The organism is Pseudomonas sp. GW821-FHT02H06 (genome assembly GCF_059421525.1).
Map to the genome: position 1 here is coordinate 328,154 of NZ_JBWKVD010000001.1, position 25,880 is coordinate 354,033.

At 54.8% G+C, this 25,880-nt stretch carries 25 protein-coding genes and 2 pseudogenes; 13 read left to right on the forward strand and 14 right to left on the reverse strand.

Annotation, left to right across the window (positions count from 1 at the left end):
* Nucleotides 1-15: 15 nt before the first annotated feature.
* From AC07VF_RS01565 to AC07VF_RS01575, 3 genes are all read right to left on the reverse strand, one after another.
* Nucleotides 16-525 carry a sigma-70 family RNA polymerase sigma factor gene (locus AC07VF_RS01565; protein WP_495008769.1) on the reverse strand — a complete coding sequence of 170 codons (510 nt, stop codon included), beginning with the start codon at nt 523-525 and terminating at the stop codon, nt 16-18.
* A gap of 116 nt (nt 526-641) precedes the next feature.
* Nucleotides 642-1,421 carry a phosphate/phosphite/phosphonate ABC transporter substrate-binding protein gene (locus AC07VF_RS01570; protein ID WP_495008768.1) on the reverse strand — a complete coding sequence of 260 codons (780 nt, stop codon included), beginning with the start codon at nt 1,419-1,421 and terminating at the stop codon, nt 642-644.
* A 15-nt stretch (nt 1,422-1,436) separates the two neighbouring features.
* The gene (locus AC07VF_RS01575) at nt 1,437-2,378 is read right to left on the reverse strand and encodes a fatty acid desaturase (RefSeq protein ID WP_495008767.1); all 942 of its coding nucleotides are present in this window, start codon (nt 2,376-2,378) and stop codon (nt 1,437-1,439) included.
* A gap of 123 nt (nt 2,379-2,501) precedes the next feature.
* Here AC07VF_RS01575 and AC07VF_RS01580 point away from each other — a divergent pair, with 123 nt between their 5' ends.
* Nucleotides 2,502-2,918, forward strand: coding sequence for a GNAT family N-acetyltransferase (locus tag AC07VF_RS01580; RefSeq protein ID WP_495008766.1), 417 nt, complete (start codon nt 2,502-2,504; stop codon nt 2,916-2,918).
* Nucleotides 2,919-3,029: 111 nt separating this feature from the next.
* The gene (locus AC07VF_RS01585; protein ID WP_495008765.1) at nt 3,030-3,860 is read left to right on the forward strand and encodes a class I SAM-dependent methyltransferase; all 831 of its coding nucleotides are present in this window, start codon (nt 3,030-3,032) and stop codon (nt 3,858-3,860) included.
* Nucleotides 3,861-4,090: 230 nt separating this feature from the next.
* Here AC07VF_RS01585 and def read toward each other — a convergent pair whose 3' ends face one another.
* The 3 genes from def to AC07VF_RS01600 all read right to left on the reverse strand — a co-directional run bounded on the left by def (nt 4,091) and on the right by AC07VF_RS01600 (nt 6,148).
* Complete coding sequence (def, locus tag AC07VF_RS01590; protein ID WP_192171520.1) at nt 4,091-4,630, reverse strand: peptide deformylase; 540 nt, start codon at nt 4,628-4,630, stop codon at nt 4,091-4,093.
* A gap of 60 nt (nt 4,631-4,690) precedes the next feature.
* Nucleotides 4,691-5,689 (reverse strand): YihY/virulence factor BrkB family protein, encoded by a 999-nt coding sequence (locus AC07VF_RS01595; RefSeq protein WP_192171521.1) that lies wholly within the window; start codon nt 5,687-5,689, stop codon nt 4,691-4,693.
* A 267-nt stretch (nt 5,690-5,956) separates the two neighbouring features.
* Nucleotides 5,957-6,148: a CsbD family protein gene (locus AC07VF_RS01600; RefSeq protein WP_192171522.1), complete on the reverse strand. Its 192-nt coding sequence runs from the start codon at nt 6,146-6,148 to the stop codon at nt 5,957-5,959.
* Between the two features lie 477 nt (nt 6,149-6,625).
* Between AC07VF_RS01600 and AC07VF_RS01605 the strand changes: the two genes are divergently transcribed.
* Nucleotides 6,626-7,006, forward strand: coding sequence for a hypothetical protein (locus AC07VF_RS01605; protein WP_192171523.1), 381 nt, complete (start codon nt 6,626-6,628; stop codon nt 7,004-7,006).
* 62 nt (nt 7,007-7,068) lie between these two features.
* Here AC07VF_RS01605 and AC07VF_RS01610 read toward each other — a convergent pair whose 3' ends face one another.
* Together AC07VF_RS01610 and AC07VF_RS01615 are read right to left on the reverse strand one after the other, a co-directional pair.
* Nucleotides 7,069-7,905, reverse strand: coding sequence for a CvfB family protein (locus AC07VF_RS01610; protein WP_192171524.1), 837 nt, complete (start codon nt 7,903-7,905; stop codon nt 7,069-7,071).
* Nucleotides 7,906-8,010: 105 nt separating this feature from the next.
* Complete coding sequence (locus AC07VF_RS01615; RefSeq protein WP_192171525.1) at nt 8,011-8,148, reverse strand: hypothetical protein; 138 nt, start codon at nt 8,146-8,148, stop codon at nt 8,011-8,013.
* A gap of 140 nt (nt 8,149-8,288) precedes the next feature.
* Here AC07VF_RS01615 and AC07VF_RS01620 point away from each other — a divergent pair, with 140 nt between their 5' ends.
* The 4 genes from AC07VF_RS01620 to AC07VF_RS01635 all read left to right on the forward strand — a co-directional run bounded on the left by AC07VF_RS01620 (nt 8,289) and on the right by AC07VF_RS01635 (nt 10,981).
* Nucleotides 8,289-8,468, forward strand: a complete 180-nt coding sequence (locus AC07VF_RS01620; protein ID WP_037012170.1) for a PFL_1563 family small protein — start codon at nt 8,289-8,291, stop codon at nt 8,466-8,468.
* A gap of 186 nt (nt 8,469-8,654) precedes the next feature.
* Complete coding sequence (locus AC07VF_RS01625) at nt 8,655-9,140, forward strand: hypothetical protein (protein WP_192171526.1); 486 nt, start codon at nt 8,655-8,657, stop codon at nt 9,138-9,140.
* 161 nt (nt 9,141-9,301) lie between these two features.
* A complete protein-coding gene (locus AC07VF_RS01630) occupies nt 9,302-10,045 on the forward strand; it encodes a TorF family putative porin (protein WP_192171527.1) in 744 nt (247 codons plus the stop codon).
* Between the two features lie 63 nt (nt 10,046-10,108).
* Entirely contained in the window at nt 10,109-10,981 is an 873-nt protein-coding gene (locus AC07VF_RS01635) for a DUF6279 family lipoprotein (protein WP_495008764.1), read from the forward strand.
* A 17-nt stretch (nt 10,982-10,998) separates the two neighbouring features.
* Here AC07VF_RS01635 and AC07VF_RS01640 read toward each other — a convergent pair whose 3' ends face one another.
* Both AC07VF_RS01640 and AC07VF_RS01645 read right to left on the reverse strand, forming a co-directional pair.
* Complete coding sequence (locus tag AC07VF_RS01640; protein ID WP_282366806.1) at nt 10,999-11,322, reverse strand: transcriptional regulator; 324 nt, start codon at nt 11,320-11,322, stop codon at nt 10,999-11,001.
* A gap of 125 nt (nt 11,323-11,447) precedes the next feature.
* Nucleotides 11,448-12,800 carry a DEAD/DEAH box helicase gene (locus AC07VF_RS01645; protein ID WP_074891698.1) on the reverse strand — a complete coding sequence of 451 codons (1,353 nt, stop codon included), beginning with the start codon at nt 12,798-12,800 and terminating at the stop codon, nt 11,448-11,450.
* Nucleotides 12,801-12,979: 179 nt separating this feature from the next.
* On the opposite strand from AC07VF_RS01645, the pseudogene AC07VF_RS01650 reads away from it, so the two are divergent.
* From AC07VF_RS01650 to AC07VF_RS01675, 6 genes and pseudogenes are all read left to right on the forward strand, one after another.
* Nucleotides 12,980-13,684 (forward strand): annotated as a pseudogene (locus tag AC07VF_RS01650) (mechanosensitive ion channel domain-containing protein); the annotation flags it as partial.
* Between the two features lie 1,322 nt (nt 13,685-15,006).
* Nucleotides 15,007-16,437 carry a tyrosine-type recombinase/integrase gene (locus tag AC07VF_RS01655; RefSeq protein WP_495008763.1) on the forward strand — a complete coding sequence of 477 codons (1,431 nt, stop codon included), beginning with the start codon at nt 15,007-15,009 and terminating at the stop codon, nt 16,435-16,437.
* Entirely contained in the window at nt 16,409-18,301 is a 1,893-nt protein-coding gene (locus tag AC07VF_RS01660; RefSeq protein WP_495008762.1) for a hypothetical protein, read from the forward strand. Before AC07VF_RS01655 ends, AC07VF_RS01660 begins: the two co-directional genes overlap by 29 nt.
* Nucleotides 18,301-20,256, forward strand: a complete 1,956-nt coding sequence (locus AC07VF_RS01665; protein WP_495008761.1) for a hypothetical protein — start codon at nt 18,301-18,303, stop codon at nt 20,254-20,256. The genes AC07VF_RS01660 and AC07VF_RS01665 overlap by 1 nt, the downstream gene beginning before the upstream one ends.
* Before the next feature lie 162 nt (nt 20,257-20,418).
* Nucleotides 20,419-20,838 carry a hypothetical protein gene (locus tag AC07VF_RS01670; RefSeq protein ID WP_495008760.1) on the forward strand — a complete coding sequence of 140 codons (420 nt, stop codon included), beginning with the start codon at nt 20,419-20,421 and terminating at the stop codon, nt 20,836-20,838.
* Between the two features lie 515 nt (nt 20,839-21,353).
* Nucleotides 21,354-21,449, forward strand: a pseudogene (locus AC07VF_RS01675) (transporter); the annotation flags it as partial.
* Between the two features lie 84 nt (nt 21,450-21,533).
* Here AC07VF_RS01675 and AC07VF_RS01680 read toward each other — a convergent pair.
* Genes AC07VF_RS01680 through AC07VF_RS01695 form a run of 4 tightly spaced genes read right to left on the reverse strand, consistent with a single transcriptional unit; the run spans nt 21,534 to nt 25,792 of the window.
* Entirely contained in the window at nt 21,534-22,025 is a 492-nt protein-coding gene (locus AC07VF_RS01680; protein ID WP_495008759.1) for a Mov34/MPN/PAD-1 family protein, read from the reverse strand.
* On the reverse strand, nt 22,013-23,638 hold the full coding sequence (locus AC07VF_RS01685) for a ThiF family adenylyltransferase (protein ID WP_495031047.1): 1,626 nt from the start codon (nt 23,636-23,638) through the stop codon (nt 22,013-22,015). The genes AC07VF_RS01680 and AC07VF_RS01685 overlap by 13 nt, the downstream gene beginning before the upstream one ends.
* Nucleotides 23,639-23,641: 3 nt before the next feature.
* Nucleotides 23,642-24,790, reverse strand: coding sequence for a CBASS cGAMP synthase (locus AC07VF_RS01690; protein ID WP_495008758.1), 1,149 nt, complete (start codon nt 24,788-24,790; stop codon nt 23,642-23,644).
* Nucleotides 24,791-25,792 carry a CBASS cGAMP-activated phospholipase gene (locus AC07VF_RS01695; RefSeq protein WP_495008757.1) on the reverse strand — a complete coding sequence of 334 codons (1,002 nt, stop codon included), beginning with the start codon at nt 25,790-25,792 and terminating at the stop codon, nt 24,791-24,793.
* Nucleotides 25,793-25,880 lie beyond the last annotated feature (88 nt).

Genomic DNA, 25,880 nt, shown 5'->3' on the forward strand with positions numbered 1-25,880 from the left:
GGCACAGCACACGCTTTATTCCAGACAAGCGCGACGGCAACAGGTTTCAGCCTTATCCATGTAGTCGCTCACCGAACGCTGCGAAATGCCCAGACGCGCGGCGATCTCAGGATAGGTCAGACCGCCGCGGCGGGAGAGCACAAAGGTTGATTTGATCTTTGCAGGCAGGCGGTCAAGGCGGCGATCCAGACGGTCAAGGATTTGCAGCGTAGCGGCGTGGCTTTCTGGGGACGCAAAAGGAACAGCGTCTTCCAGGGCCAATCCCTCCAGATAATCGCGCTCCTGATCGCGCCGCCGCCAGCGCTCATAGACCAGTCGCTGGGCGATGGTAGTCAGCAACGCCCGCGGGTCGCGAATCGGCACAACGTTGGGCGAGGCCAGCAATTGCAGGAAGGTTTCGGACGCGACGTCTTCGGCGCTCTGCTCGGAGTCGAGCAGCCGACGCAAGCGCAGGCACAGCCACGCATGGTGCTGCACAAAGAGTTCGCTGAGGTAGTGGCGATGCATAACGTCGGCGCCCGCCATAAGACATCCCCTGCCCTGAATTTTTTTCATCGGGACTTTCCGAGAGGCCATGCTAGCAAGGGCGGTTATGCAGTAAAAATACTTAAAAGTGATTCTTATAGATCATCAAGGAATAACTAGAGTGACGGAAACCCTAGGGATTCAGCTTGCTGCTGGTAGTCGAGCAGCACTTGGTAATCCGCCTCGCTCGCCGGTAACACGTCGCTGATCGCCAACACGTGGGCAACATCGGGGAGTTCCCTCAGCGCCTGATTCATGGCCGCGCGGATGGCATCAGCATCGGCGCCGAGGCGGGTGATGTAGGGCAGGCACGGCCCCTCCGCCGTACGCGCAATCACCTTTACCCCGGCGACCTCCTCGCTGGCGTCGCGGGCCAGGTAGTCGAAGGTCACGCTGTCGATGGCCGCCAGGTCACCATTGCCCGCTTTGATCGCAGCGAGGCTGGCGCGATGACCGCCGGTGAGCGTGATGTCGGCGAAGAACCTGCCATCCTGTTGAAGTGGGGCTAATGCGTGGCGGAACAGGTTCATGCCCGAATTGGAATCCCGTGAATTGAGCAGGCCATGACTGCCCTTGAACTCGACCAGCGCCTGACGCGGATCGTCCTCACGGGCGACCAACAGGCTGCAGTGATTGCCGTTGGCGCTGTGGGGCAATTGATACACAGGACGCCCGACCACCTGCACCTTGCCACGCAATTCAGTCATCAACGGATAGCCGCAGGTTTGCGTCAGCAGCAAGTGCGGCGACAGCCACAGCGCTTTCAGGTCCAGATCCGCAGCATCGAGACGCTGCACGCCAAGGATTTCCATTGTTCGTTTCAGCCACTGCCCTTGCGCCTGCTGAACGCGCGGCGGCGAGACGTACATCAACAGTTCGGCGAAGCCTTGGGGCATGTTCGATATTCCTGATCAGACGTAGGGATGTTGCGGGCTGTCGATAGGATTGAAGCTGTGGCGACGAAAGAGTTCCGCGTAACCGGCCACCAGAAATCCGCCGCTGCGTGCCAGCCACGCCTCACGCCGCGCCCGATAGACGACGGGCATGTGATACCACGACAAGCCGGGCAAATCGTGGTGCACGAGGTGCAGATTCAGATTCAGGAACAGCCAGGCCCACGGCCATGAGGCTTCGTTGATCACCGTGCGCTCCTGGGGTTGCTCGCCCGGGCGATGCTCGTAATAGGAGCGAACCATCGACACCGCCAGCGCCGGGACGCCGCAGAAGAACACGTAATGCAAGACCGAGATCGCGCTGTAATGCTCGATGAACCAAAACATCAGCACCAACAATCCACCATGGGTCGACCACATCGCCCAGGCCTGGCGCTCGCCACGCAGCAATCGCCGGGTTTCGCCAATGATCAGACTGCTCAGCGCCAACGGCACGCCAAACACCAGACGCCCCGGCGGGGTCTTGTCGAGCCAGCGCAAGAAACGCATCACTTTGCCAGTCTGCTTCCAGTGCGACCGGCTCAGGTAGCGGCTCTCAGGGTCACGACCGGGGACGGTCAGGTCTTCGTCGCAGTGGTGCTGCATATGGGTGTCGCGATACAAGGTGTACGGGTACCACACCGCAAATGGCGCGTAACCGAGCACCTTGTTCAATCGCAACGAACGGGTCGGATGGCCATGGAGCACCTCGTGTTGCACGGACATCCACAGCACCAGCAGCGGGATCATCAACAGCGTTGTCGGCCACACGCCCAGGTGCGGACTGGCAACCAGCAACGTCGGCCAGCCTGTGTACAGACCGATCAGCAGCAACCAGGTCGGCCATTCCGTGCGGCCCGTAAAGCTTGCGCGCAAACGCTTGATCTCTTCGCGCTGCGCGTCGTCCAGGTAGTGGGGCATTGCCGGTTCCTGCATTCGGGCTGATAACCGGTTGTGCAACGACGCAGGAAAAACTTGTAGATCGATTGGTTATGACGGTAGAACCATGCGCCCAATCGATCCTTTATCCGACGCCCGCAGCCCATGCCCGACATCCAGTTTTCGCCCCTTCCCGACGTGCAGCGCCCGTTGCTGGAGAAGTTCTACCGCGCCCATCGCTCGCCCATGCGCGCCAGGGGCGAGGCGCAGATGTGGGTGGCGCGCAGGTCGGAGATTATTGGCGGTATGTGCCTGACGCCTGTTGCGGGCGGGCACTGGTTAACCGGGCTGTTCGTTGCGCCCACCGAGCGCGGGCGGGGTGTCGCGGCGGGGCTGATCGCCGCAGCGCTGACGTCGGTTGAAGGAAACGTCTGGTTGTTCTGTGAACCTGAGCTGAGCGGGTTTTATCAGCGACTCGGTTTCGTAGAAACATTGCAGCTGCCCCAGGAACTGGCCTCACGCCTGGAGCGTTATCGCCAGACCAAGCGATTGGTGGCACTGGCTCATTTGACTGGCCAGTAACCCAATAGCGGCTTAGAACCTTTCCTGCGGTGGACCAAACCAAACGTGCCATCGGAGGCCCTGCCTCGCGTGCTAGCCTCGCCGATCATTTCTTGGTCAGGCAGGACGCACATGAAGCTGGCGCTTATGGTTTTCTCTCTCGCGGCACTTTCGGCGACGGGCTTGGCAGTGGCGGCGATTGCTGCGCCAGAATCCACCGTCAGCCATGAGCAATTCGCGACCCTGCTAGGTGGCGACTGGCGAGTGCCGCAAAATGCGGCCCGTGATCAATACCGTCACCCCGAGCAAACGCTGAAATTCTTCGGCCTGCGCCCTGATCAGACGGTCATTGAAATCACGCCGGGCAATGGCTGGTACAGCGAACTGTTGGCGCCGCTGCTTAGGGATAAAGGCCATTACGTGGCCGCCATCGTCGACCCCGCCATCAGCGATTACGCGAAGAAATCCGCCGACAGCCTGAAGCAGAAATACGCCGCTGACCCTGCCCATTACGGCAAGGTCGAGGTCGTGCCCTATGCGCCTCAGGCGCCGGTGTTCGGCACGCCAGGCTCGGCCGACACGGTGCTGACCTTCCGCAACGTGCACAACTGGGTCGACGCCGGCAACGAAGCGGCCACATTCAAGGCGTTTTACGAGGTATTGAAACCGGGCGGGACGCTGGGCGTGGTCGATCACCGGGCCAAACCCGGCACCACCGCCAAGGAGAACGAAAAGAACGGTTACCTGCCGACGGACTACGTCGTGAAACTGGCGCAGCAGGCGGGTTTCAAGCTGGCTGGCGAGAGCGAAATCAACGCCAACCTCAAAGACACCAAGGACTACCCCGACGGCGTCTGGACACTGCCGCCGGCGCTGGTCAAGGGTGAGCAGGACAAGGCGAATTATCTGGCAATCGGCGAGTCCGACCGCATGACCCTGCGGTTCATCAAGCCAGATAAATAATATGAGCTGCAGATAGTCCAGGCGGAATGTGTTCGCCTTTGATAACGCTGAAAAGCCTGTGGGAGCGAAGTTGTTTACGATGCCGCTGCAAAACTTGTGGGAGTGAGCTTGCTCACGAAAGCGGTGGCTCAGCCGCCGAATGTTTAGCGGATGTACCTGCCTCTTCGCGAGCAAGCTCACTCCCACAGGGTTACTCGTATGCCGACAAGTTTCGTTGCACAACGAAGCCGTTATTCGTCCGCGTTCGGGTCCATCCCCGGGAACAGCACTTCGATGAAGCCGAAGCGGCTGAAGTCGGTAATGCGTGACGGGTACAACCGGCCGATCAGGTGATCGCATTCATGCTGGACGACCCGCGCATGAAAACCGCGGGCTTCACGCTGGATAAGCTTGCCGTCCGGGTCGAAACCCTCGTAGCGGATGTGCTCGTAGCGATCAACCACACCGCGCAGGCCCGGCACGGACAGACAGCCTTCCCAGCCCTCTTCCAGGGTTTGCTCAAGCGGCGTAATCAACGGATTGAGCAGGATGGTCTGGGGAACGGCCTCCGCATCCGGATAACGATCGCTGCTCTCGAAACCGAAGATCACCAGTTGCAGATCAATGCCAATCTGCGGCGCAGCCAGGCCGACACCGCCGACGCTTTCCATGGTTTCGAACATGTCCTCGATAAGTGTCTTCAGCTCTTGCGAACCGAACATCGACTCGGGGACAGGCGGCGCGATGCGCAGCAAGCGCTCGTCGCCCATTTTCAGAATTTCGCGAATCATTGCGGACCCTCTGCAACGGGCAGAGGCCCCACAAGCGGGCGCCGTCTGCCTAGAGCGTGATCAGAATTTGTCGGTCTTCAGCACCGGCGGCGTTGGGGTGTAATCGTGGTCATGGCTGTGATCGCGGCCGAGACCCGAGACGTGCTGCTTGAGGTGCACCGTATTGAAATCGGCCGTGCCATCGCGCTCACCTTCTTCCTTCTCGCCTTTCTCTTTGCCCTCGGCTGACATGTGCTCGATCACCGCGTTCATCTCGGCGCCCAGCAACAACACCGCTGCCGAGATGTAGAAATACAGCAACAGCACGATGATCGCGCCGATGCTGCCGTACATCGCATTGTAGTCAGCGAAGGTTTTCACGTAGTAGGCAAAGCCCAGCGAAGCAACAATCCACACCACGACCGCAAGCACTGAGCCTGGGGTAATGAAGCGGAAGCTCTGTTTAACGTCGGGCATGACGTAGTACATGATCGCCACCGCCACCATGAGCAGGATGATGATCAGCGGCCAGCGCAGAACCGTCCACAAGGTGACGATGAAATCTTCCATGCCAATCTGCGCGGCGAGCCAGTTCATGACCACCGGGCCGGTGACCATCAGCGCGGCAACCGTTAACAGCATGCCAGCGATACCGATGGTGTAGAACACCGACAGCGGAATGCGTTTCCAGGCCGGGCGCGCTTCGACTACGTCGTACGCGGCGTTCATGGCGCTCATCATCAGGCGCACGCCAGCCGAGGCGGTCCAGAGTGCGATGACGATACCGATCGACAGCAAGCCGCCTTTGGATTGTTGCAACTGGTCAATGACCGGATTGACCTGGTCGAGGGCCTGGGGCGGCAGGACCAGTTCGGATTGCAGCCGCAACCAGCTGAAAAAGTCCGGCAGGTGCAGGAAGCCGATGAGGGCAATCAGGAAGAGCAGGAACGGGAACAGCGAAAACAGCATCTGGTAGGCCAGTGCCGAGGCATAGGTCGACATCTCGTCATCGAGAAACTCTTTGACCGTTCTGACCAACACTGTCTTGATGCTGAGCTGGCGCAAGTCCGGGAATATCATGGCGTCTCCTTCGCGACACAGATGTAGCCGAAGCACGGTTATTGATTCAGGCGTTTCTACAAGCGGTATGCATACGAGCGGGCAATTGCGTTGAAATTCCGTCAGTTGCCCGAACGGGCTGGCTTTTTACAGGGCGCCCGGGGTATTGGCTACATTTGATGTGTTTCAGGCGGTCGAGGGCGCAAACGATAACGGCCATCGAAGGATGGCCGTTACGGTGATGCAAATCAGGTCGCCGGGAGCATGGCAGCCCCGAGCGCAAGGGATTTAGACCTTGTCGACGCCTTTTTTCACAGCGTCTTTTGCGTCGCCAACGGTTTGTTGCGCTTCGCCTTTGATTTCCTGCGCTTTGCCTTCGGCACGCAGTTTGTCATTGTCGGTCACTTTGCCGACGCCCTGCTTGACGTTGCCTACCGCTTCGTTGGCCAAGCCTTTGACTTTATCGCCGGTGCTGCTCATAGGGTTAACTCCAGGGTGAGAATAGGTTGTCATTACCTCGACACTAGAACTGACCGGAGCGGTGAATCAGAGGTTCAATTATTTCGCGAATGGATTGAAATGGCGCCTTGAGTTTGGGTTTTCCATGCACCTGGAGGGATCGGAATCCATCCTAATAACCAGCGGTAGGCACATCAAAAGCTTCCCGGCTGAAGCCGGTCCTACGCGAGGCGCCTCCGGTCGCACTGACGGCACGCGGTGCTTTTTAGTGGGACCGGCTTTAGCCGGGAAGAGGCCAGTCCAGGCGCTGACATTTGATCGTTCCCACGCTCCGCGTGGAAATGCAGCCCGGGACGCTCCGCGTCCCCATGAAAGCCCGCGAATCGCGCCAGCCAATTTTGCCTTTATGTTTCCCCGAGAACCCCGGAGAATGCGCGACCGAACCGGCGGCGCTCAGGGCGTCGGGCCAGGTTGACGAGACCGTGATCCAGGAATGTTATGAAACTCGATAAGCAGCAGGCCATTGCGCGCCGTAATGAACAGCTCGGCGGCGCCGTGCTCGGCACCAATAACACGCACTTCGCCGTGCTCGACCCCAAGCGCAATATCTGGTGGTTTGATTTGCCCATGAGCCGTCTGGCGGTGGGTCAGTACGAGTGGCTGCATCTGCTGTTGCACACGCCGAGCACGGATGAGTTGATTCACCTGAAGGTGACCACCAAGTTCCTGCGCGATCAGAAAGACGCGGTGGTGGTTCGCAACGAAGGCAAGCGCAAGTCCACCGTGAGCCTGGAGCTCTCGGCTGACAAGGATTCGTACTTGAAGGACATGCGCCCGAACGGCGCAAACCTGAGCTTCGCCAGTTTCATACAGAAGTGATCTGGCAAGACTAATCAGACGACCGCAGCGCAGGCCATCCCGCGCTGCAGCCGAGTGTCACGTCAGACCAGTTCGATACGGTCGGCGTGGATGACGATCTGGCCCTGTTTGTACAGTGCGCCGATCGCTTTCTTGAAGTTGCCTTTGCTGACGCCGAACAGGTTGCTGATGACCTGCGGATCGCTCTTGTCGCTGACGGGCAATACGCCGTTGTTGTCACGCAACTTGCCGAGGATCTGCGCGTTGAGGCTGCTGGCAAGCTGCTCGCCCACCGGTTGCAGGCTCAGGCTGATGTTGCCGTCGCTGCGCACTTCCTTGATGAAGCCTTTTTCCTGTTTGCCCGAACGCAGGAACTTGAACACCTCGTTCTTGTGAATCAGGCCCCAGTGCTTGTTGTTGATGATCGCCTTGAAACCCATCGCGGTTTCTTCCGCCACCAGCAAGTCCACTTCCTGCCCGACGGTGTAGTTGGCCGGCACCTTGTCCAGATAACGATCCAGACGCGTGGTAGCAGTGATGCGGCGGGTGTGCTTGTCGAGGTAGACATGCACAACGCAGTAATCACCGGCCTTTAGCGGCTGCTTCTCTTCCGAGTACGGCAGCAGCAAATCCTTGGGCAGACCCCAATCCAGAAAGATGCCAATGCTGTTGACTTCAACCACTTTGAGGCTGGCAAATTCACCCACTTGAACCTTAGGTTTCTCGGTGGTGGCGATTAACTTGTCATCGCTGTCCAGATAAATAAAGACGTTGAGCCAGTCTTCATCTTCGCTGGGAATATCTTTGGGAATATATCGGTTGGGCAGCAAAATTTCGCCGTCTTGTGCCCCGTCCAGATATAAACCGAAGTTAGTGTGTTTAACCACTTGCAAACTGTTGTAGCGCCCGACTAAAGCCATGTGCAGATACCCTCGTTACGTGGGCGGCATTCTACCCGAATTCGGGCGGGCATTCCGGTGGCCATTTCGGATCGACATCTGCCGCCGGCATCGCCGCCCTGGAAATCAACGCCTGGATGAACCACGCAACGCAAGCGGTGCCGAGCTAAAGCCATTCGTCAGGTCGTCGAGCCGTTCGGCCGCCTTGAACGCCGGGCATAATCGACGGAACGCCAGATTAAACATCGCAATTAAAACAGTCATTTAGCCGCTGCTTTCGGAAAATAATTGCGCTCATCCTTGCGACCGTGACGCCTCCCCCCGTCCGATAATACCCAAGCAATTTCCGGTCAATTCCGATAGGATGGCCGGCCGTATTAAATTTATATAGGTCAATAGCAGCCATGCGTGTAAAAGCATCCAATTCGAAAGCCAAGCCAGCTCCTGCCGTTGAGACCAGCGATTCGATCAACGCACAAATTGCAGCTTTCCTGAAATCCGGTGGCGAGATCCAACAGATCGCCAAAGGTGTCAGCGGCCAGACCTTCGGCCCATCCAAACAGATCTCCCTCGGCAAAAAGTAAATTTTCTCCCGCCTCCGCGGTCGACATCCAGGCGCTTTGATCACAAAGCGCCAGGTCTATCGCTCCCTCGCTGTACAAAGCTCTGCTTTACTCTCGTCACATGACTGCTCCTCGATGCTGTTACCCATGGGTCATGGAAAAGAGCGGACGATGCCCTGATCTGCTGACGTCTCTGCGGAAACCGATATGAACAAACGGATGATCATTGGCGCCCTGCTCAGCCTCGGGCTCACCGGCTGTGTGACCCACGGATGTGACACCTCGATACCGGGCAGCGCCTGCCGTGCCGACTACCTGCTGTACCAGAACGACATGCTCCAGGCCAAGCTACTGACCAACGAACGTCGCGCCGAAAACGACGAACTCGCCAGCGCGCTTCTTGAACGGGCAGCACGCGAAGACACAACCGGCGAAGCCGAGTTTTACCAGGCCATACTGCTTCTGCGTCAGAACGCCGAGCCGAAGCTGATCGATGCCAGGCTCAATGATTCTGCAGATCGCAACTACCCGCTGGCCATCGCCCTGCTTGCGCAAAGGGCCGGAATGGACGATCAGGAAAAGGCACAGAAGTACCGCACCCAGTACGAAAAACTGGACGTAGCCACCAGCGGTTATCCGTCTTTTCCTCAAGCCTTGATCGTCGTCAATCAGCTGATTTCCCCCGCGAACTGATCGCAAAGTTCTGCGCATCTGCCTCGAATCGACCAATGGTCGTGAGATGGCGCCAATCGGCGGTATCCTTGCACCGCTCTAGCTCGCGGTTCTTGCCAGGCCATTCGGCTTTCGGATAGAAACCTTCGACCCACTCCTCTGAAACCTGAAAGGAGTGAAGCATGCCTTATGCTCGCTGTTTCAACCGTTGGACCGGTGCGGTGTTTACCTGCGCCGCCCTCATGCATCACGCCGCCAGCGCTCAAGTCATCGAGCGGGAACTGGGCGACTTCAGCCTGAAGCTCGGCACGACGCCCAGCCGCACCATGGCCCAGGGCCTGGTGACACCGAGCGGTGCCGATACCAAGTTCCACGGCGGACTCGATCTGACCCACGACAGCGGTTTCTACTTCGGGCAATGGTCCCCCAGCGCAGGGCTGACCCCCGACACCGCGCTGGAAGTCGACTCCTACATGGGCTTCAAGAAGCCCTTCGACAAAACCCTCGGTTACGAGCTTGGCGTCATTCGCTACAGCTACCCGAATACCGACCAGCTCGACAGCCACGAGCTTTATGCCGGTTTCCGCATCTTCGACAGCCGCATCGGCACTGCCTTCAGCACCGACGCCGGTCGCCAGGACAGCACCGTGTTTCTCGACCTGGGCAGCATGATTCCCCTGGGCCTGGACCTGCGCATGCAGTACGGCAACCACCAGCTCGATTCGCCCACGATCATCGACGGCGGCGGCGTGGTCAACGCCTACAGCGACTGGTCGTTCAACGTGTCGCGCCCTGTTCTGGGCATGGACATGAACCTGATGTACAGCGGCTCGAGCCTGACCGGCGCCGATTGCAGCGCCTACAGCGGCCACAACACCCAGTGCGAAAGCACCGTTACCCTTAAGGTCGTGCGCTCGTTTTTCTGATGGGTTGAACCGCCATGACCTGACTTGCTCTATAACGGTGAGACGAACCGGCAAGGAGCTGTCATGGGCATTGTGTTGAAGACCTTTATTTCGCTGTGGCTGAGCCTGACGCTGTTGGCGGGGTGCAGTCAGATTGGTCTGACGTATCGACATCTGGACTTCATCATTCCCTGGTCGCTCAACGACTACCTGGACATGAACGCTTCGCAGAAAGACTGGCTCGATGAGCGCTTGAAAGAGCACTTGAGCTGGCACTGCACCACTCAGATTCCCGGTTACCTCGACTGGCTGGACCGTCTGCAAGGGATGGTCGAAAACAACCAGGTCAATCAGGAGCAGCTCAAGGCACGCACCGCCGAAGCGCGGCAAGCCATCGCCACCCTCTCCAAAGAAATCACGCCCTCGGCGGTCGAGCTGCTTCGTCAGCTGGACGATCAGCAGGTGGCCGAGATGGAAGCCGCATTCGCCAAGGACCTGCGCAAGCATGAGGACGAGTACGTCGACCAGCCGCTGGACAAGCAGATCAGTGAACGCGCTCAACGGATGGAGAAACGTCTGACGCCCTGGATGGGCAAGCTGAATGCAGGCCAACAGGCTCGCGTGATGCAGTGGTCGACCTCGCTAGGCGAGCAGAACCGGCTGTGGATCGACAACCGCGCGCACTGGCAGTCGCTGCTGCTGGCGGCGGTGAAACAGCGCAAGGCCGGGGATTTTGATCAGAAGATTGCCAGTCTGTTGCAGGATCGCCAGACCTTCTGGACGCCCGAATATCGCGCCACCTACGACCATACCGAGCAGGCAGCGATTTCTCTGATTGCGGACCTGATGGCGCAAAGCACGGCTGATCAACGGCAGAAGTTGCTGGCGAAAATCGCCGATGTGCGCAAGGACTTCACAGACTTGAGTTGCTACAAGAGCATAAAAAAAGCGTCCTGATCAGGACGCTTTCAGCATCAGGCGATTTGCGCCTTTGAGGCCACCTCATCAAAGGTCGCCTTATCCAGCGCATCGGCCTGTTCATCCAGCACCTGACGCGGATGGTCGTTGCCTGGAATGCTGCTGTCGATCATCGCCAGCAAGCTCGCGCCTCGAGGCGTAAGGGTCGCGCCTTCGCTATTCCCGCCATCACCACTCGTGTGGGCGGCAATGAACCCACGTTCGAGCAACAACGCTCTCAATTCTGCGGCAGACGCCTCTGATGCATCGGCGATTGCGACGCTGTTTTGTACGTGGTGCAACAGACGCTCGATCAGGTCCCAGTCGTATCGTTTAGACATGTTTCATCCTCCAGTGGGCCAACAGGGCAATACCCGTGACGTCCGGTCATCGGGCTTGATGCTCAGGTGTTGTGACCCAGTGGAGGGCCAGCCGTTCAGCGGGCTGGCCGGGAGGCAGAATGGGGTTATTCAGCGACTGGAGGACGCGTGACGCGCTTTTTCAGCGGCGCCATCCCGTCCTGGCTGACCAAAGGCTCGGCCTTCGGACGATTTACCGATTTGCGCTTGGTTGGACCCTTGGCGACGGCTTTCTTTTTGTCGCCCTTCTTGTCACCTTTGCCATCGGTTTTTTTCTTCTTCACGCCGACCGCCTTGCCCGACGCCTTGACCTTCTTCGGCCCGGTGTAGGTGCCTTTGACTTCCTTAATCGTGCGGCGCTCGAACTTCTGCTTCAGGTATCGCTCGATGCTGGACATCAGGTTCCAGTCACCGTGGGTGATCAGCGAGATCGCCAGACCTTCGCCGCCGGCACGGCCGGTGCGGCCAATGCGGTGAACGTAGTCGTCGCCGGTGCGCGGCATGTCGAAGTTGATGACCATGTCCAGGCCGTCGACGTCCAGACCACGGGCCGCGACATCGGTCGCCACCAGGATCTTCACGCCGCCCTGCTTCAGACGGTCGATCGCCAGCTTGCGATCCTTCTGGTCTTTATCGCCGTGCAGCACGAACGCCTTGTACTCGAGCGCCACAAGGCGACCGTAGATGCGGTCGGCCATGGCGCGCGTGTTGGTGAAGATGATTGCTTTCTGGTAGGTCTCGTTGGCCAGCAGCCAGTTGAGGACCTGCTCTTTGTGCACGTTGTGGTCGGCAGTGATGATCTGCTGACGGGTGCCCGGAGCCAGTTCGCTGACACTGTTGACCTGCAGGTGCTGCGGGTCTTTCAGGACTTTGCCGATCATTTCGCGCAGGCCCGAACCACCGGTAGTGGCCGAGAACAGCATGGTCTGCTGACGGTTGGCGCATTCGCCGGCCAGACGCTCGACGTCTTCGGCAAAACCCATGTCGAGCATGCGGTCGGCTTCGTCGAGGACCAACAGTTCAACCTGCTTGAGGTCGAGGTTGCCCGCGTTGAGTTGCTCCAGCAGACGGCCCGGCGTACCGATCAGGATGTCCGGCACTTTGCGCAGCATCGCGGCCTGGACCTTGAAGTCTTCGCCGCCGGTGATCAGCCCGGCCTTGATGAACGTGAACTGGGAGAAACGCTCCACTTCCTTGAGCGTCTGCTGGGCCAGCTCGCGGGTCGGCAGCAGGATCACCGCGCGGATGTCGACGCGAACCTTGGCCGGGCCCATCAGGCGATTGAGCATCGGTAACACGAACGCGGCAGTCTTGCCGCTGCCGGTCTGCGCCGTCACCCGTAGATCGTGTCCTTCCAGCGCCAGCGGAATGGCCGCTGTTTGCACAGGCGTAGGCTCGACGAAATTGAGTTCGGCCACGGCTTTTAGCAGGCGTTCGTGCAGGGCGAATTGGGAGAACACGGGTGTTACCTCGGCGTAATACAAAAAAACAGTCGCATAGGGTACCGGTTTAAGCCGGATTCGCCGAGCCTCTTTAGCTCAAAGGGCCTATTTTGTTACCGGATTTGGCCTACCCTGCCCTCGCTTCCCTATCAATGCTCTAATCGCGCCCCCCATTTTGATCAGGAGATCCAGCGCCCATGGACACCCATTCGCTTTGGCTACGCGCCCAGGAAATCTGGACGCTGCTGGAAAACCAGCCAATGCTGCGCACGATCACCGGCTTGCTGTTACTGCTCATCGCCGCCTTCATGCTCGGGCGGCTGGCGCGATGGATGATCCTCTACGCCATGAAAGCCCTGAGCCGCCAGCCGTCGCTGTTCTGGCTCAATGACTTTCTCCATAACAAAGTCTTCCACCGACTGGCCCAGGTCACGCCCTCGGTGGTGATCCAGTTCGGTCTCAATCTGGTCCCGAACCTCAGCAACGCTGCCAACCACGTACTCGGCAACATCGCGCTGGCGTTCACCATCCTCTTCCTCATGCTCACCGTCGGCGCGCTGCTCAACGCGTTGCTGGACATCTATGCGCGCACCGAGCACGCCCGCACCCGCTCGATCAAAGGCTACGTGCAGCTGACGAAAATGATCCTGTACGTGTTCGCCGGGATCATCATCGTCGCCACGTTGATTGATCGATCGCCGTTGCTGCTGCTTTCCGGACTGGGCGCGATGTCAGCGGTGATTCTGCTGGTCTACAAAGACACCCTGCTGTCCTTCGTCGCCAGCGTGCAACTGACCAGCAACGACATGCTGCGCGTCGGCGACTGGATCGAAATGCCACAAGTTGGCGCCGACGGCGACGTGGTGGACATCACCCTGCACACCGTCAAGGTGCAGAACTACTCGTGAGTGAAAGACGAAACCAAAGATCTGTGAGTTCTGGTTTCTAGACAGACATCAAAGACAGCTTCCCAGAAACCAACGCCCTGACATGCCCCTCGTGGCTCGCCCTTTCCTAGGCAGGCCTAATCGATCCGCGTCCGAACAAAAGCTTTAAAGACACCAGGATTTCTGCACGTCCGCCCCTCCCTACCAAACACAACCAAGTCCTGATCGCAGCTAGGTGGAAAGGGAGTGGATTGGCATAGGCAAACGGAACCGTATGTGGGCAGGTGCGCATTCTTAGCTAGGAAAGACAAATCCGAGTCCCCCGTAAGTGTCACCCCCTCCACGATTCACAAATGCACTAGCTAGTCGACACGTACAGCTCCAGTGATCACGAAAAAATCGTAACGCTCCGCCCCCTAGCACGGCTTGGAATGCTGATGCAGGGGGACGAGCATTCGGCCGCTGCGTTCACTTGGCATCCCCTTCCGATACGACTCAAAGCTAATGTGGCTGGTTGAACTCGTAGAGGGGTCGTGTAACGCGACGATAAGCCCCATCATGGTTCGGCTCCCACCCTGGGTTTTGACTAAATGCGCGCCAGTCGCCATTATCCCGCAACTCCGCCCATGCCACAGGACTCTTAGCCCTCACTTTTCGCGGATCCGAGCTGGGCGAAACACCTCATCTGTTAACTACGGCACCCACTGCCCGGATCAAGCTGAATCAAATCCGACACCAACGTTTTTGGACGAACCTTGTGTAGGGATGATTCACCATTCCCGGACAACCCAAGAAAGAGCCCCTTGAGTCGCCACAGCCCCAACCTAAGGTAATACCCCAGTACTTGGACGACTACAGGTAGAGAGTCGCGATTATCGGATGTCTATGAGTCCGGGAATGCCGTCCTCACTTGTCACTGCCACACGCCCTCTCCTTCGAACAATCATCAACCGCGCGCCTTTTGCACAGTGGTCGCGGCATGTCGGCCAGCAGCGATGCGAGCATGCGGACAGCTCATCATGGATCTACAGTGGCCCTTCCCCAATCCCACACAACCCATCTGAAGCGATGGGATATGCATGATCGAACAGATTAACCGTAAGCAATTCAGCCGGTTAGAACGTTGATACAGAAATTGCGGCACTACTTATCCCACCTCGCCAGCCTACATATAAATTAATATAAATATCAATAACGTCAACTAAGCTGACAACTAACGTACGGTGAAAAAATCGCTTGCCAACTCCACTTTTGTGAGAATAGGATTGCCCTACGAGTGAGTTAAATCAAACACGTCAGGCACCAACTAACCATAGTCGATCGTTCTCCGAGGCATTATGTCTTCCACAATAGAAGCCCCAGTAAATGGCGGATACAGTAAAGTGCTGCTCAAGAACTTGGTTCTCTGGCGGAAGTGCACGGCTGCGGAAAGCGAAAATGCGGCTGAATGGAGCAGCGATCATGGGACGCAGCTCGCAGACAGTATTCCCTACCCTGTAATGCCACTCCCTGCCCAATCTGATCTGTTTCGTTTTCATGTAATTCTTGGTCCAGACGGTAATATCTGGAAAGAAGGAAGCCTCTATTTACTCGAAAGCGCTCTGAATGGTGCTCAACATCAGACAATCGCTGGGATGGCAGGTGACCTGTGCAGCTTTGCGAATGCCCTGTCACTTGGTGGTAAGAACATGTGGGATTTCAGCGGCCCCAAAGCTACCAGGCCGACTTATTTCATTAAAAGCATATTCAAAAAAAGAGTTATGGAAAACCCTGATTGCAGGGATACCGAGAACAGAAAAATTACTAGGATGGTAGCTTTTTACAAACACCATGTCGAGCGAGGGTTCAAGCCCGAGCAAGAAATGTGGAAGCCGCGAAAAACACGTATCAAATACGAAGACAAATATGGGTTTTCTCAACTAAGAGAAGTAGAAGGTACAGACTTAACTTTCAAGACAGCAAAAGAAAATTACAATGTGCCTAATGGCAGGTACGTTGTGGATGGGGGGAAGCTTTACCCCATTGGCAAGGAAAATCAGGATGCATTGATAGACGCGCTTGCAGCATCTGGAAACGAGGAGATGCTGCTCGCACACATCGTAGCATTGACGGGTGGGCCCCGCATGCAGACTATCTTCACCATGCGCCAGAGCTGCATTAAAAAAGACGCCGAAGATCTAATGGTTCTCCATGGGTTCGATGCGGGCGGTGACACAATGGTCGATACTAAGCATAACAAAAGGGAAAGAATTCACCTCCCTGAATGGGTACATATGTTGATAGCAGAGTACCTTGAATCTAATCGATATAAAAGTCGAGCAGCTAAATCCAACATTGGCACGACCGAAGACCAATATATTTTTCTTACTGAAACCGGAAGGCCGTACTACGTTGGAAAGAAAGACCAGGCTATCTTCAGCAGTACTGAGTCTGGCTCAGCAATTAGAAAATTCCAGAAAGAAACGCTTGAAAAAATCCTGAAAAGGTCTGGTAATTTTTTCAAGTATCGATTTCACGACCTGAGAGCGACATTCGGCATGAACCTATTAGAAGAGTTGAAGAAGATTGGCATGAGCGAGCTTGCTGCATTAGACACACTCAAAAACCGGCTTAACCACGCTTCCGTTGAAACCACCAAACGGTACGCAAACTTCATGCCCACGAAAGAACAACGGGCGGCAGCCCAGTCGGAATATGAGGATCACATTAGGTCAACTATAGCTATCGAAAGGTTACGTAATGGTACTACTAGAGCGCACGACACGTGAAATTGACATACGTGATTACGACCTAAGCTCCATCGCTCAGGCAATACGATCTATTCCGGTTGAAGATCTAGCAATTCGATTTACCGATAATCGTCGCTACGATGTGGGATCTCTATGTTACACAGCGCGATTTTTCGCCATCAGAAAACAGTCCCGGCCAGTGGAAGCCAGCTCTGTCTTAGATTATCGCCTTCCTAAAATCCAAGAGTGGATAATCGCGATAGTTTCTGAGTCGTACATAAATTTAAGTGGAATGTCATGTTACGCCAATGCGGCTAATTTTGCAAAATTTGCTAATTGGTCAGATCAAAATGGACACCAGCACTTCCTTGCCACAGCGGAGAACTATCACGCGGCTTATGGCGAGTACACAGCAGTTTTGATGGAAAGATTAGCGACAGGCCAGATCATAGCTTTCACTGGAAATAGAGACCAGGTGGGAGCTTATGAGTCCGCCTCACTGTTCTTCCCTGACGATAACTACGACTTTCGCCGCGACGTTCCCCTAATATCTAACCCAAAACCTACAGCAAATCCGACGCAACCTCCGTCAGCTGATGCAGTTGGCGCTTATACAAGCGTTTGTGATCACCTATTCAACGGTCTAACTGACTTTCTTCTCGGCTACAAAAGCTTCCCAGCTCGACTAGAACTAGGCGTTGACAGGCCTTGGTTGTTAATCGGTGAACTTCCATTCGCTACGAAAGCTGTATTGGCATCGTCTTCTAAGCCGAAAGATTATCTCTATTGGGACTATGAGAACGGTAGGCTGAGATCGGTAAAAGAAGCCTGTTCTTACTCAATCAGTTCGATTGACAGTGTTAAAAATCGCCACAAGGTCCAGGCCGAGTTACTTCTGGCGGCAAATAATGAGCCTCGTCATGAAAGAAGACTGCGATTGGGCAAGCTGGGCCATGATGCATTCCTCGCTTTGTTTTTTGCTAACACGGGTCTTAATGAAGCTCCACTCAGAAAAATCCCTTGGGATGAAAACTACAAGATTGCCACGAGCACGAGAGCAGGGTTCAAGACGATTAAATTTCGTGCCGACAATCGAATCGTAGAGGTCGATATCGAATCCACTTTTGTGAAAGACTTCCACAAGTTTGTCAAGCTCCGCAAATATTTGCTAGGAAGCAGCGAATCGAAATTTTTATTTTTGGGGATGACCGTTTACAACCCTGAAAAAATCACCGAACTTAGACCAAACGAGCTTTTTAATTTTAATCAGCGACTCAAGCACTACTACGACCAAAACTTTAACGGATTGAACGTTCAAGAGCTTAGAGCCTATAAAGCAGCTTATTTGCACAAGACCGGGAAGTCGACTGAGCAAATTGCCCAAACGATCAGCAACACTCCAAGTACTACGCGGAAGCACTACACCACCCCCGATGAAGCAGGAGCAGTGAGTGAAATAGCTGCGATGCTTAATCGTCTTATTCAATTACTTGATGATTACACTGATGAGGACATACCTGCGGGTGGGTGTGATAAACCTGGCGACGCTGAAGATGAAATCGAAGCACCCCAAGGATATAAGCCAGATTGCAAAAAACTCGAAGGCTGCATTTATTGCGTCCATTTCAGATTGCATCCGAATGAAGCAGACGTCAGAAAATTGCTCAGCATGCGCTTCGTCATCAAGCAGCGAATTACCAAGTGCAAAAACATGGACCAGTTTCTGGCGGTTCACCAACCTGCGATCGACCATATTGACTTGCTATTAAACACACTCAGCTCGAAGCGCCCAGAATCCGTCAAGCTGATTGCTAAAGTATCACTTGACATTACTGAAAACTTTGAACTGACAGATTACTGGGAACGTCAGTACTCGCGTTTGATTAACCTTGGAGTAGCCTAATGAAAACGACAAAATCTACAGAAAAATTGCAGTCAAAACTCGTGTCAGGGCATCGCGTGCTCAAGCATCAACACGAAACTGATGCCTACCGAGGAATGTCTTTTGATCGAATAGGAGCCAGTTTAGTTGTGTCACGCGAACTAGACGGTAGCATTGCAAGCTTATTCACACATAATTATTGGCGCTTTCCTGGACTGATGCATGCATCGACGGATCGACCTGATTTTTATTTCAACATCCCTAGGCCATTTAGTGCACATGCCTGTCAAAATGATTTGTTTGTGAAAAAAATTTTTATTGCCACAATGTTTTCCCCGCACACTAAAACAGGCGCCATTAGGCGGCTTGGAGGGATGCATATGATACACAATGCGCTTAATCACATTGTGTATCATGCGGAGCTGAACGATATATTGGCTAAAGACTTGTTCAACTCCAAGACTCTAATGCAATCGTACATATCGAAATGCACCGCCCCCCAGCTTAAGGCACTGAAAAACATCGCTCTCGCCATTGCCACCAATGATCTGTCAATGCATGACATAACGATTGACTCCCGTGTATATTCTTACATCGCCGACAATGCATGTACTGCTCGCAGTTTGCACGAATCTGAACAAACACCCGTCATACCGAGCCGGATTTTGGCAAAAAAATACATACAATACAAAACATGCATAAAGGAATATAACTATAACGAGTCCAACCTACTTGCTCTGATCACAGAGTTTTCTAAAAACAAAAATTATGGCAGAAACGGCCCTAGATACGGGCGAAGCCGAACGAACCATCCCAGTTTCGAAGAAGCTGTGGCGAAGCATGGGCTGACTGATCTAGCTAAAAAATACAACTGGCGTAACGTTAGAAGCTTGACGAAGCACCTCAGAAGAGTCCAATGCTGCGCTAAGAATCTCATACATTTGCTTACGCTTATGCGTGACCATGAGGCGCTCAATCTGAAGCCTAACTGTATCGAATATGCGCCTGGGTGGAACGGTACAGCGCTCTACGTTAATTCCGTAACGACCAAACTATCGGGAGAGCCAGAGCATTTAAAGTGGATTACAATAAACGCGGTTAAAGAGCCTTTTGAAGTGCTCGAATCCATTCATCGCTTTATTTGTCCATATATCCCGAATGAGGAGATGAAGCAATGGCTCATGGTCTCCCCCTCTTTTGTGCCTTCCTCTGGGACTTCGCCGAGTGAAGACAAGGTTCAGCGATACTTTGATAAAGACCTAATGCCTCCCGTGTACATTACCGATCAGGACATAATGGAGTTAGAAAGCATTGACCCGACCCGAAACTGGCGGGCTGAAAAAAAATTTGGGATAGGTAAGCCATGGATTCTCAATTCGCACCAATTCCGTCGGTCGATTGCAGTATACGCCGGGCAGTCGGGATTGGTGACTATCCAATCCTTGAAACGACTTCTTCAGCACCTCACTGAGACCATGTCCATCCATTATCAAAGAGGCTGCGCCGCAGAAAACTATATCATTGGGTTCCAGGATCCGGAATTGGCAAAAATTATGATGGAAGCCAAAGCAGACGCAGATAATGCACTCTACCTTCGCAATGTTCTTCTTACCAAAGAAGTACTTGGTGGTTTTCACGGAAAAAGGATCCAGCAGCAGCAAAAAGTCGAAGATGTCTGGATCTATAACAAAGATCTGTTTAATCGTCGAATAAAACAGGGCCTCCAGTCATTTGAGCCAAATTGTTTTGGTGGATGCGTTTCCCCTGGTCCGTGTGACAAACGAGCGCATTCAGACATTACCTCATGCTCTGGCTGCGAACACTGCGTCGTGATTCCCTCTACGATCGACTCTACGATTGCTGAGCTGAAATTCGATCTGGGGCAGTTGAAGCCAGGGACTGTTGAATACAGAGCAGAAGAGCAAAATCTTAAAGACTTTGAGCTGATGCGTGATCGACTCATCGCGGTACGTTAGCGGGAGCTTCTCTGGCGAAGGTGGATTGCCAGTTCTGGACCTCCACCTTATACACCAGAGGTCTCTCTGCCGCCGCCACCTAATGGTCACGCACGACACTGATCCAATTCGGTCCTCGCGAGGCCACGACCTTAATTTCGGTTCACACAAGGAGCGATCCCCATGTATCACTACGATGATAAGCCCGCGTTACGCGATTACTACGATGCACTGGAGCGCATGATCAGGGGCGAGACACTCATCGTTCAACCAGGCACTCGTATATCGCGTAAAACGGTTGCCCTTGAAGCAAGCAGAAGCGAGAGCGCGATCAAACGAAACCGTGCGGTATTCAACAATCTGAACGCCGCAATTGATAGTGCAGCAAAGAAGCAAGCTGAGAAGCGGGCGCCCGGAGCGAGGAAAGTATCTGACGCTAACGAACGCCTCCGTGCAGCCAAGGCCAAGACTGAAGGCTTTAAGGAGCTGTGGGAACAAGCACTGGCACGGGAGCTGATGCTACTACTTCGCATTGATGAATTGGAGCGATTACTCGGGAACAGAGCCAATGTCATCCCGTTCGATTCTGGTCGCAATCGGTGAATCAGGCTTGGGCATCAGCATGCCGATCCAACCGTTTTGCTCAGCCAAAACCTGCTCAACCGAAAGGTCTAGAAGGTAGGAGATCGGCAGAACCGGTAAGCAGGCCGAGCCGCTCACCTAACATCCAATAGCTGGTCCAGTTTCGTGGTAAAGCTCTGGCTCTTGAGTTCTCGACGCATGGCCAAAGTTGGATCGGACGTCACCAGCAGATCTCGGTCAGAAAAGCCGTTCGTGCGTCAGCTTTCGATGCGTAACTGCCCTAACGCAGACCTCTAGATGCGCCTGGCAGCGACATACAGCAGACAGCGAAACTGGCGAAGGAGGCATTAATAGCGTCTGGCTTAACGAATCAGGCCGTCGGAGACCAACCTACGTCGTAGGTACTCCTCATCCGCATACTTATTTGGATCCTTGAGTAATCCTTCGATGTGTCGCTGAGTCGCAACAAGCTGGGTTCTGAGCGGAGGGATTTTGGATAGCGACAGTTGCATTGATGCCGCCATAGACATGTTTATGGCCTCGCCGATAACGCCCGAGACTGGCAAAACCTGCCGACCGATCTGAATATGATTTTCGGTTACTACAATTTGATCGATACCAACACCCCAATTGCGCTACGGAAGGTGAGTCATGTACAAATGGTCGACCAAGCCACATTGCTTAGTTATGAGAATGCCCCTTTCGAGAATCCACTCTTATAAGGACGATTGGCTATCGGCAGCAGAATACTCCATGCCTCGACCCTCGCTGGGCATGCTTTCCAGATATAGCGATTTACGCCCCACGATCAGCCCAAGCACAGGGCGCTTATCTTTGCGCTTAAAGGCGAGCTTCCTCCATTCGGTCAGATCGGTTCCGGACGGCGTAGGGTGATCTTGCGGGTGCGTGTGCCACTCCCCGATATATCTGACCAACCCATCGCTATCGATCCAGCGCTTCTGTGCGATGTGCTCATGCATATCTTTCATCCGTTCAAAAAACGCCCGAAATCGACGGTCGAATTTTGTGGGGACTGTTGCCTCGACGATCTCAAGATGAGAGCCACGAACATAGCCCAGAAGCAGCCCTCCTCCTTCTAGATCTGCTGGCCCGGCTTGAACGTGACGTTGAAAAACATCGAGCACAACAGGATGGATATAGATCAGATTGCGGCCTTCATTGGCTGACCACTCTGCTACGAACTGCATGCTGGACACGCCTCAATCTTGGGTGGGTCGCAGTCGGATGTAGCGGATGCGAATGCGTAATCGGTGATCTTTGTTCGAAGCGATGGTGAGTTCTTCCCATTCGCCCATGCCAGTGCCATCTCTGCTCCAAGAGCTGCGGCTTGGACCGATACCGTCGCGGGAAAAGGAACATACAGACCTTCGCAGCCGTGTCCTGCCATGACATAAGGGACCCCTCCCTCGACGGTCAGGAATTGTCCCAGGCGGGTGTGGGTTGAGAGGCAGCGGTAACAAGCTCCGCCTCCAGCCGTCTTGAGAAGCGCACGAACCGCTGTCCCCGGGCCCTCTACCCACACCGACAACATTGGGGTGGCCGGCACGTAATTGGCGGTTAACCAGTGACCGAGAGCCTCTTCTCCCGTGGCATCGATCAGCAGGTCAATCTCGCCTAAATGCGCTTGACGCACATCGACTTCTAAAGCACGCGTAGATATCCCCGGGGCGTCGAACTCAAGCATTATGCTAGTGCTGAGGGCCTTATTGGCGTTGAAATACCGAAGCCCCAAGCAGTGCCTACCTACGTTCTCAGGCATCAACATATCGAAATCGACCAGCGTCAACTGGCCTCCGCCTGTGCCTGCACCAGCCTTTGAAAGAAGACTCGCAAGATACCCACCGATGGTTCCACACCCTACTAATGCGATCTTCAGCCCAGCCAGCGTCTTCATAGATGGGGTGCTGCGCTGAGCAATGTAGTGATCGTCGATTCGAATGGGTGCAAGCCTGGTTATACGGAAGCTGAAGAGCCTCTGCGTTCCTCTGGAGCGCGCGAGCTTTTCGTCGTCTAGGACGGACTGCTCAAAATGCACCTGAAAGCCGTAGTTGAGCTTCGGCGATTGAATAACAATCACCGCGTCAGTCTGCTTGTGTCGGTAAGCATCTGCGATTCGCTGCTGGATTTTACGAGCGCAGCTTGAGTCCAGCTCTCGCTGCCAGCTCAGGATGTCAGCAACGGTCTCTGGCGGCCAAGCGGTTTGACTGGGACGAGGCTGGGCGATCGAGCCAACAACGTATGCCACTGTCATTTGCCTCTTAGGCAAAAAATGAAGCGCGTCGATCTTATGAACAGTGCGTTCTAAGTCATCTGTGAGCACTGGTGTTCTCACGCCGCGTTGCGAGACAACGCAAAAAGCGGGGATCGCGCCGCGCTGCAAGTTCTGTACATCGAAAACGCACAGCTGGCTAAACCAGTGGACGAGAAACTCCTCGGTAAGATCCTCGACCATTTCCCCTCTGATGATGCATCCAAGAACACGCTCTGCTTCCGTCAAACATCTGAGCGTCTGGCCGATCAGGTCGAAGATATCCAGCACTACTGAGCTTGGTGTCAGGTAACAGAGCCACCCACTGGCCCCTAGGTGAGGCGTCACTGGGGCCAGCTTAGGAGGAAGCTCTTTTAGCCGCACAATCGGCAACGAAAAGAAGGTCGGGTCGACTGCGAAATCACACTGAAATTCGCCTTCAGTTGTCTTGAGGGGACCTTCAAATCGTATCCAGCGATCAGGTGTTCTCCCAATGTGTTTAAAACCTCGGGATCGCATTTCTGAAACCAGCTCAGGTAGGACCTCTCCCATCTGCTAGCCAGCCTTAGTACGACCGACCAGTTCACTGGCAGCGGCCTGGGCTGGTACTGATGCAATAGTCGCGGCGACACTGACCTGTTTGACTCTATTAGGGCGATTGGGGAAGCGCGGCCCGAACATGCGAATCATCCAGTTGCACGCGGTGGTTTCGTCAGAGGCGTTCACAGCGCCGTTCAGATACTGCTCAAACGTCTCGAACTTTTTGGCCGCCTCTTCCAGTTCATCAGCCGGGAGACGATCACTCAGGCTTTCGTCGGTATCCACTGGGTTAGCCACACCATCTCGAAGCGCTGCGGGAAGTCCTTTCAATACTTCGAGCAACGCTAGGTCATCTCTGCGATCCATTTTTGTGAACAAAGGGGCAGCGGCTGCCATCAACAAAATCGAGGAAGGGCCACCCTTTTTCCATTGCCAATCACGGAAGGCTTTGAGGTAGCGGACAACCCGGCGAAGCTGTTCACCCTTCGACTCAACCTCATCCACGAACCAGTCTTTCACCGGCCTAGGGTCCGAAGTGATCCAGTCTTCTTCGCGGTGTGCCAGAAGCACCTCACCCACTGGAAGCGTGGTCCAAGAATCTGCGCGCCGCACATTTACAGCCTCCATGAGACTGTCGTAACCATACCTGTTTGCGGCCCTCTCAAGGGTCACGTACTCATCATCAGGAATGGAGTACAACGGAATGTCGATATGAGCAGTGGCCGATATCTCAATCCGAATGCAGGTTGGTTTGTCGGTCACAAGCTTCCAATTCTCGTGTCGTTTAGTCGCTACAAGTCGAGCCAAGGCCTCTTCAGCCGCTGCGAAGAAAATGGCGCTCGCAGTGCTAGGTCGTCTGCTGTTTTTAAGGAAACTGATAGGCAGGTATGCGCCGTCATCAACATCCGATTGCTGAGGAGGCAGATGAGCCGGACTATTGATTGTCTTGTACGCCCATGATCCTTGGGTAAAAAAACGAGGCTGGGGGATATTCCCGTTGTAGCCTTGCTCAATCAGTACCTTGGGAATGCCATGTCTAAGGCACTGCCTGACCTCATTCTTAGCGGACGTGATTTGGAGCCGTTGCGCTGCCGTCAACTCAAGCGCCTGAAGCAAGCACGGCTCATCCTCGGAGGTGTTAAAAAGCGGTGAAAGGTTCAGCATTTAGATATCCCCCGAGTTTTTGTTTGGGCCGTGGTAGAAGGTAGGACGTGAAGGTTGGTGTGCTCGAAAAGGGGCGAATCGACGATCGCCTAAAGCGCGTTGGGCAGCTGCGCTTCCTCGATCGCGGAGTGTGTTGGTCGACGCCTCAGAGACGTCGTCTAATGCCTTCACGTCGCCGCTTTGCTGGGGAGTAACTTGATCGTCAATTTTGAAATAGCTGTCACCCAAGGACTGGGTAAGCATGTAGTCGACGGAAGATTCTTGAGCTGAGATGACAAGGTCGAAAATGCTTCCTCCCCAACCGATTATCCCTTGATCCAAATCCCGACCGCCGCTCACGGTCGCACCCACAGTCATGGTGCCGATAGCAAGCACACGCACTCGCACGTCTTGGTTGGGAGCGAGAAAGGTCCGAACCTCATGCAGTCCGAAAAGACCAGGAGCGTTACCCACTAGTCCGCCGTCGACGAATACTCCTCTTTCGTTTCGGACCGACGGGAAATACACAGGAGCTGCCGATGTAGCTAACGCAACATCGACCAGACTCATGCGGTGATCTAGCTCGAACGATTGGTGATGGGGAGTTTTGAAGAACTGCCCTCGCCCTGTGGTGTAATTAACCGCAGGTATGAGAACTCGATGCCTTAGGTCACCAATCTTTGCTTCACCAAACCGTTGCTCAAGCACCGCGCGTAAGCCTGCATTAGAATGCTTCGCTCTGGTCAAAAAACCCAGCCGTTTCCGCATAAAATCGCGAGCACCGAAAATCTGCCTACCTTGGTCCTCGAACAAGGACTTCAGCTCACCCGCCGGGATCTCACTGGCGAGACCAAGTGCCAGGAGCCCACCAGCAGAGGTGCCGCAAACCAAGTCGAAGTGAGAGGCAATCGGCCGACCAAGCACCTGCTCAAACTCCTTGAGGATCGTAGCCGTATAAAGGGCGCGGTACCCTCCGCCAGACAGCGCGAGCACGTGGTACGTAGGAACATCTTCGTCAGTCATCACGTCCTTCTGGCCCCTCAAAATCAAACCGCCATCACCACATGTAGTGCCAAAGCCAGCTCGGTAGCACGATATATAGGTTACAGTA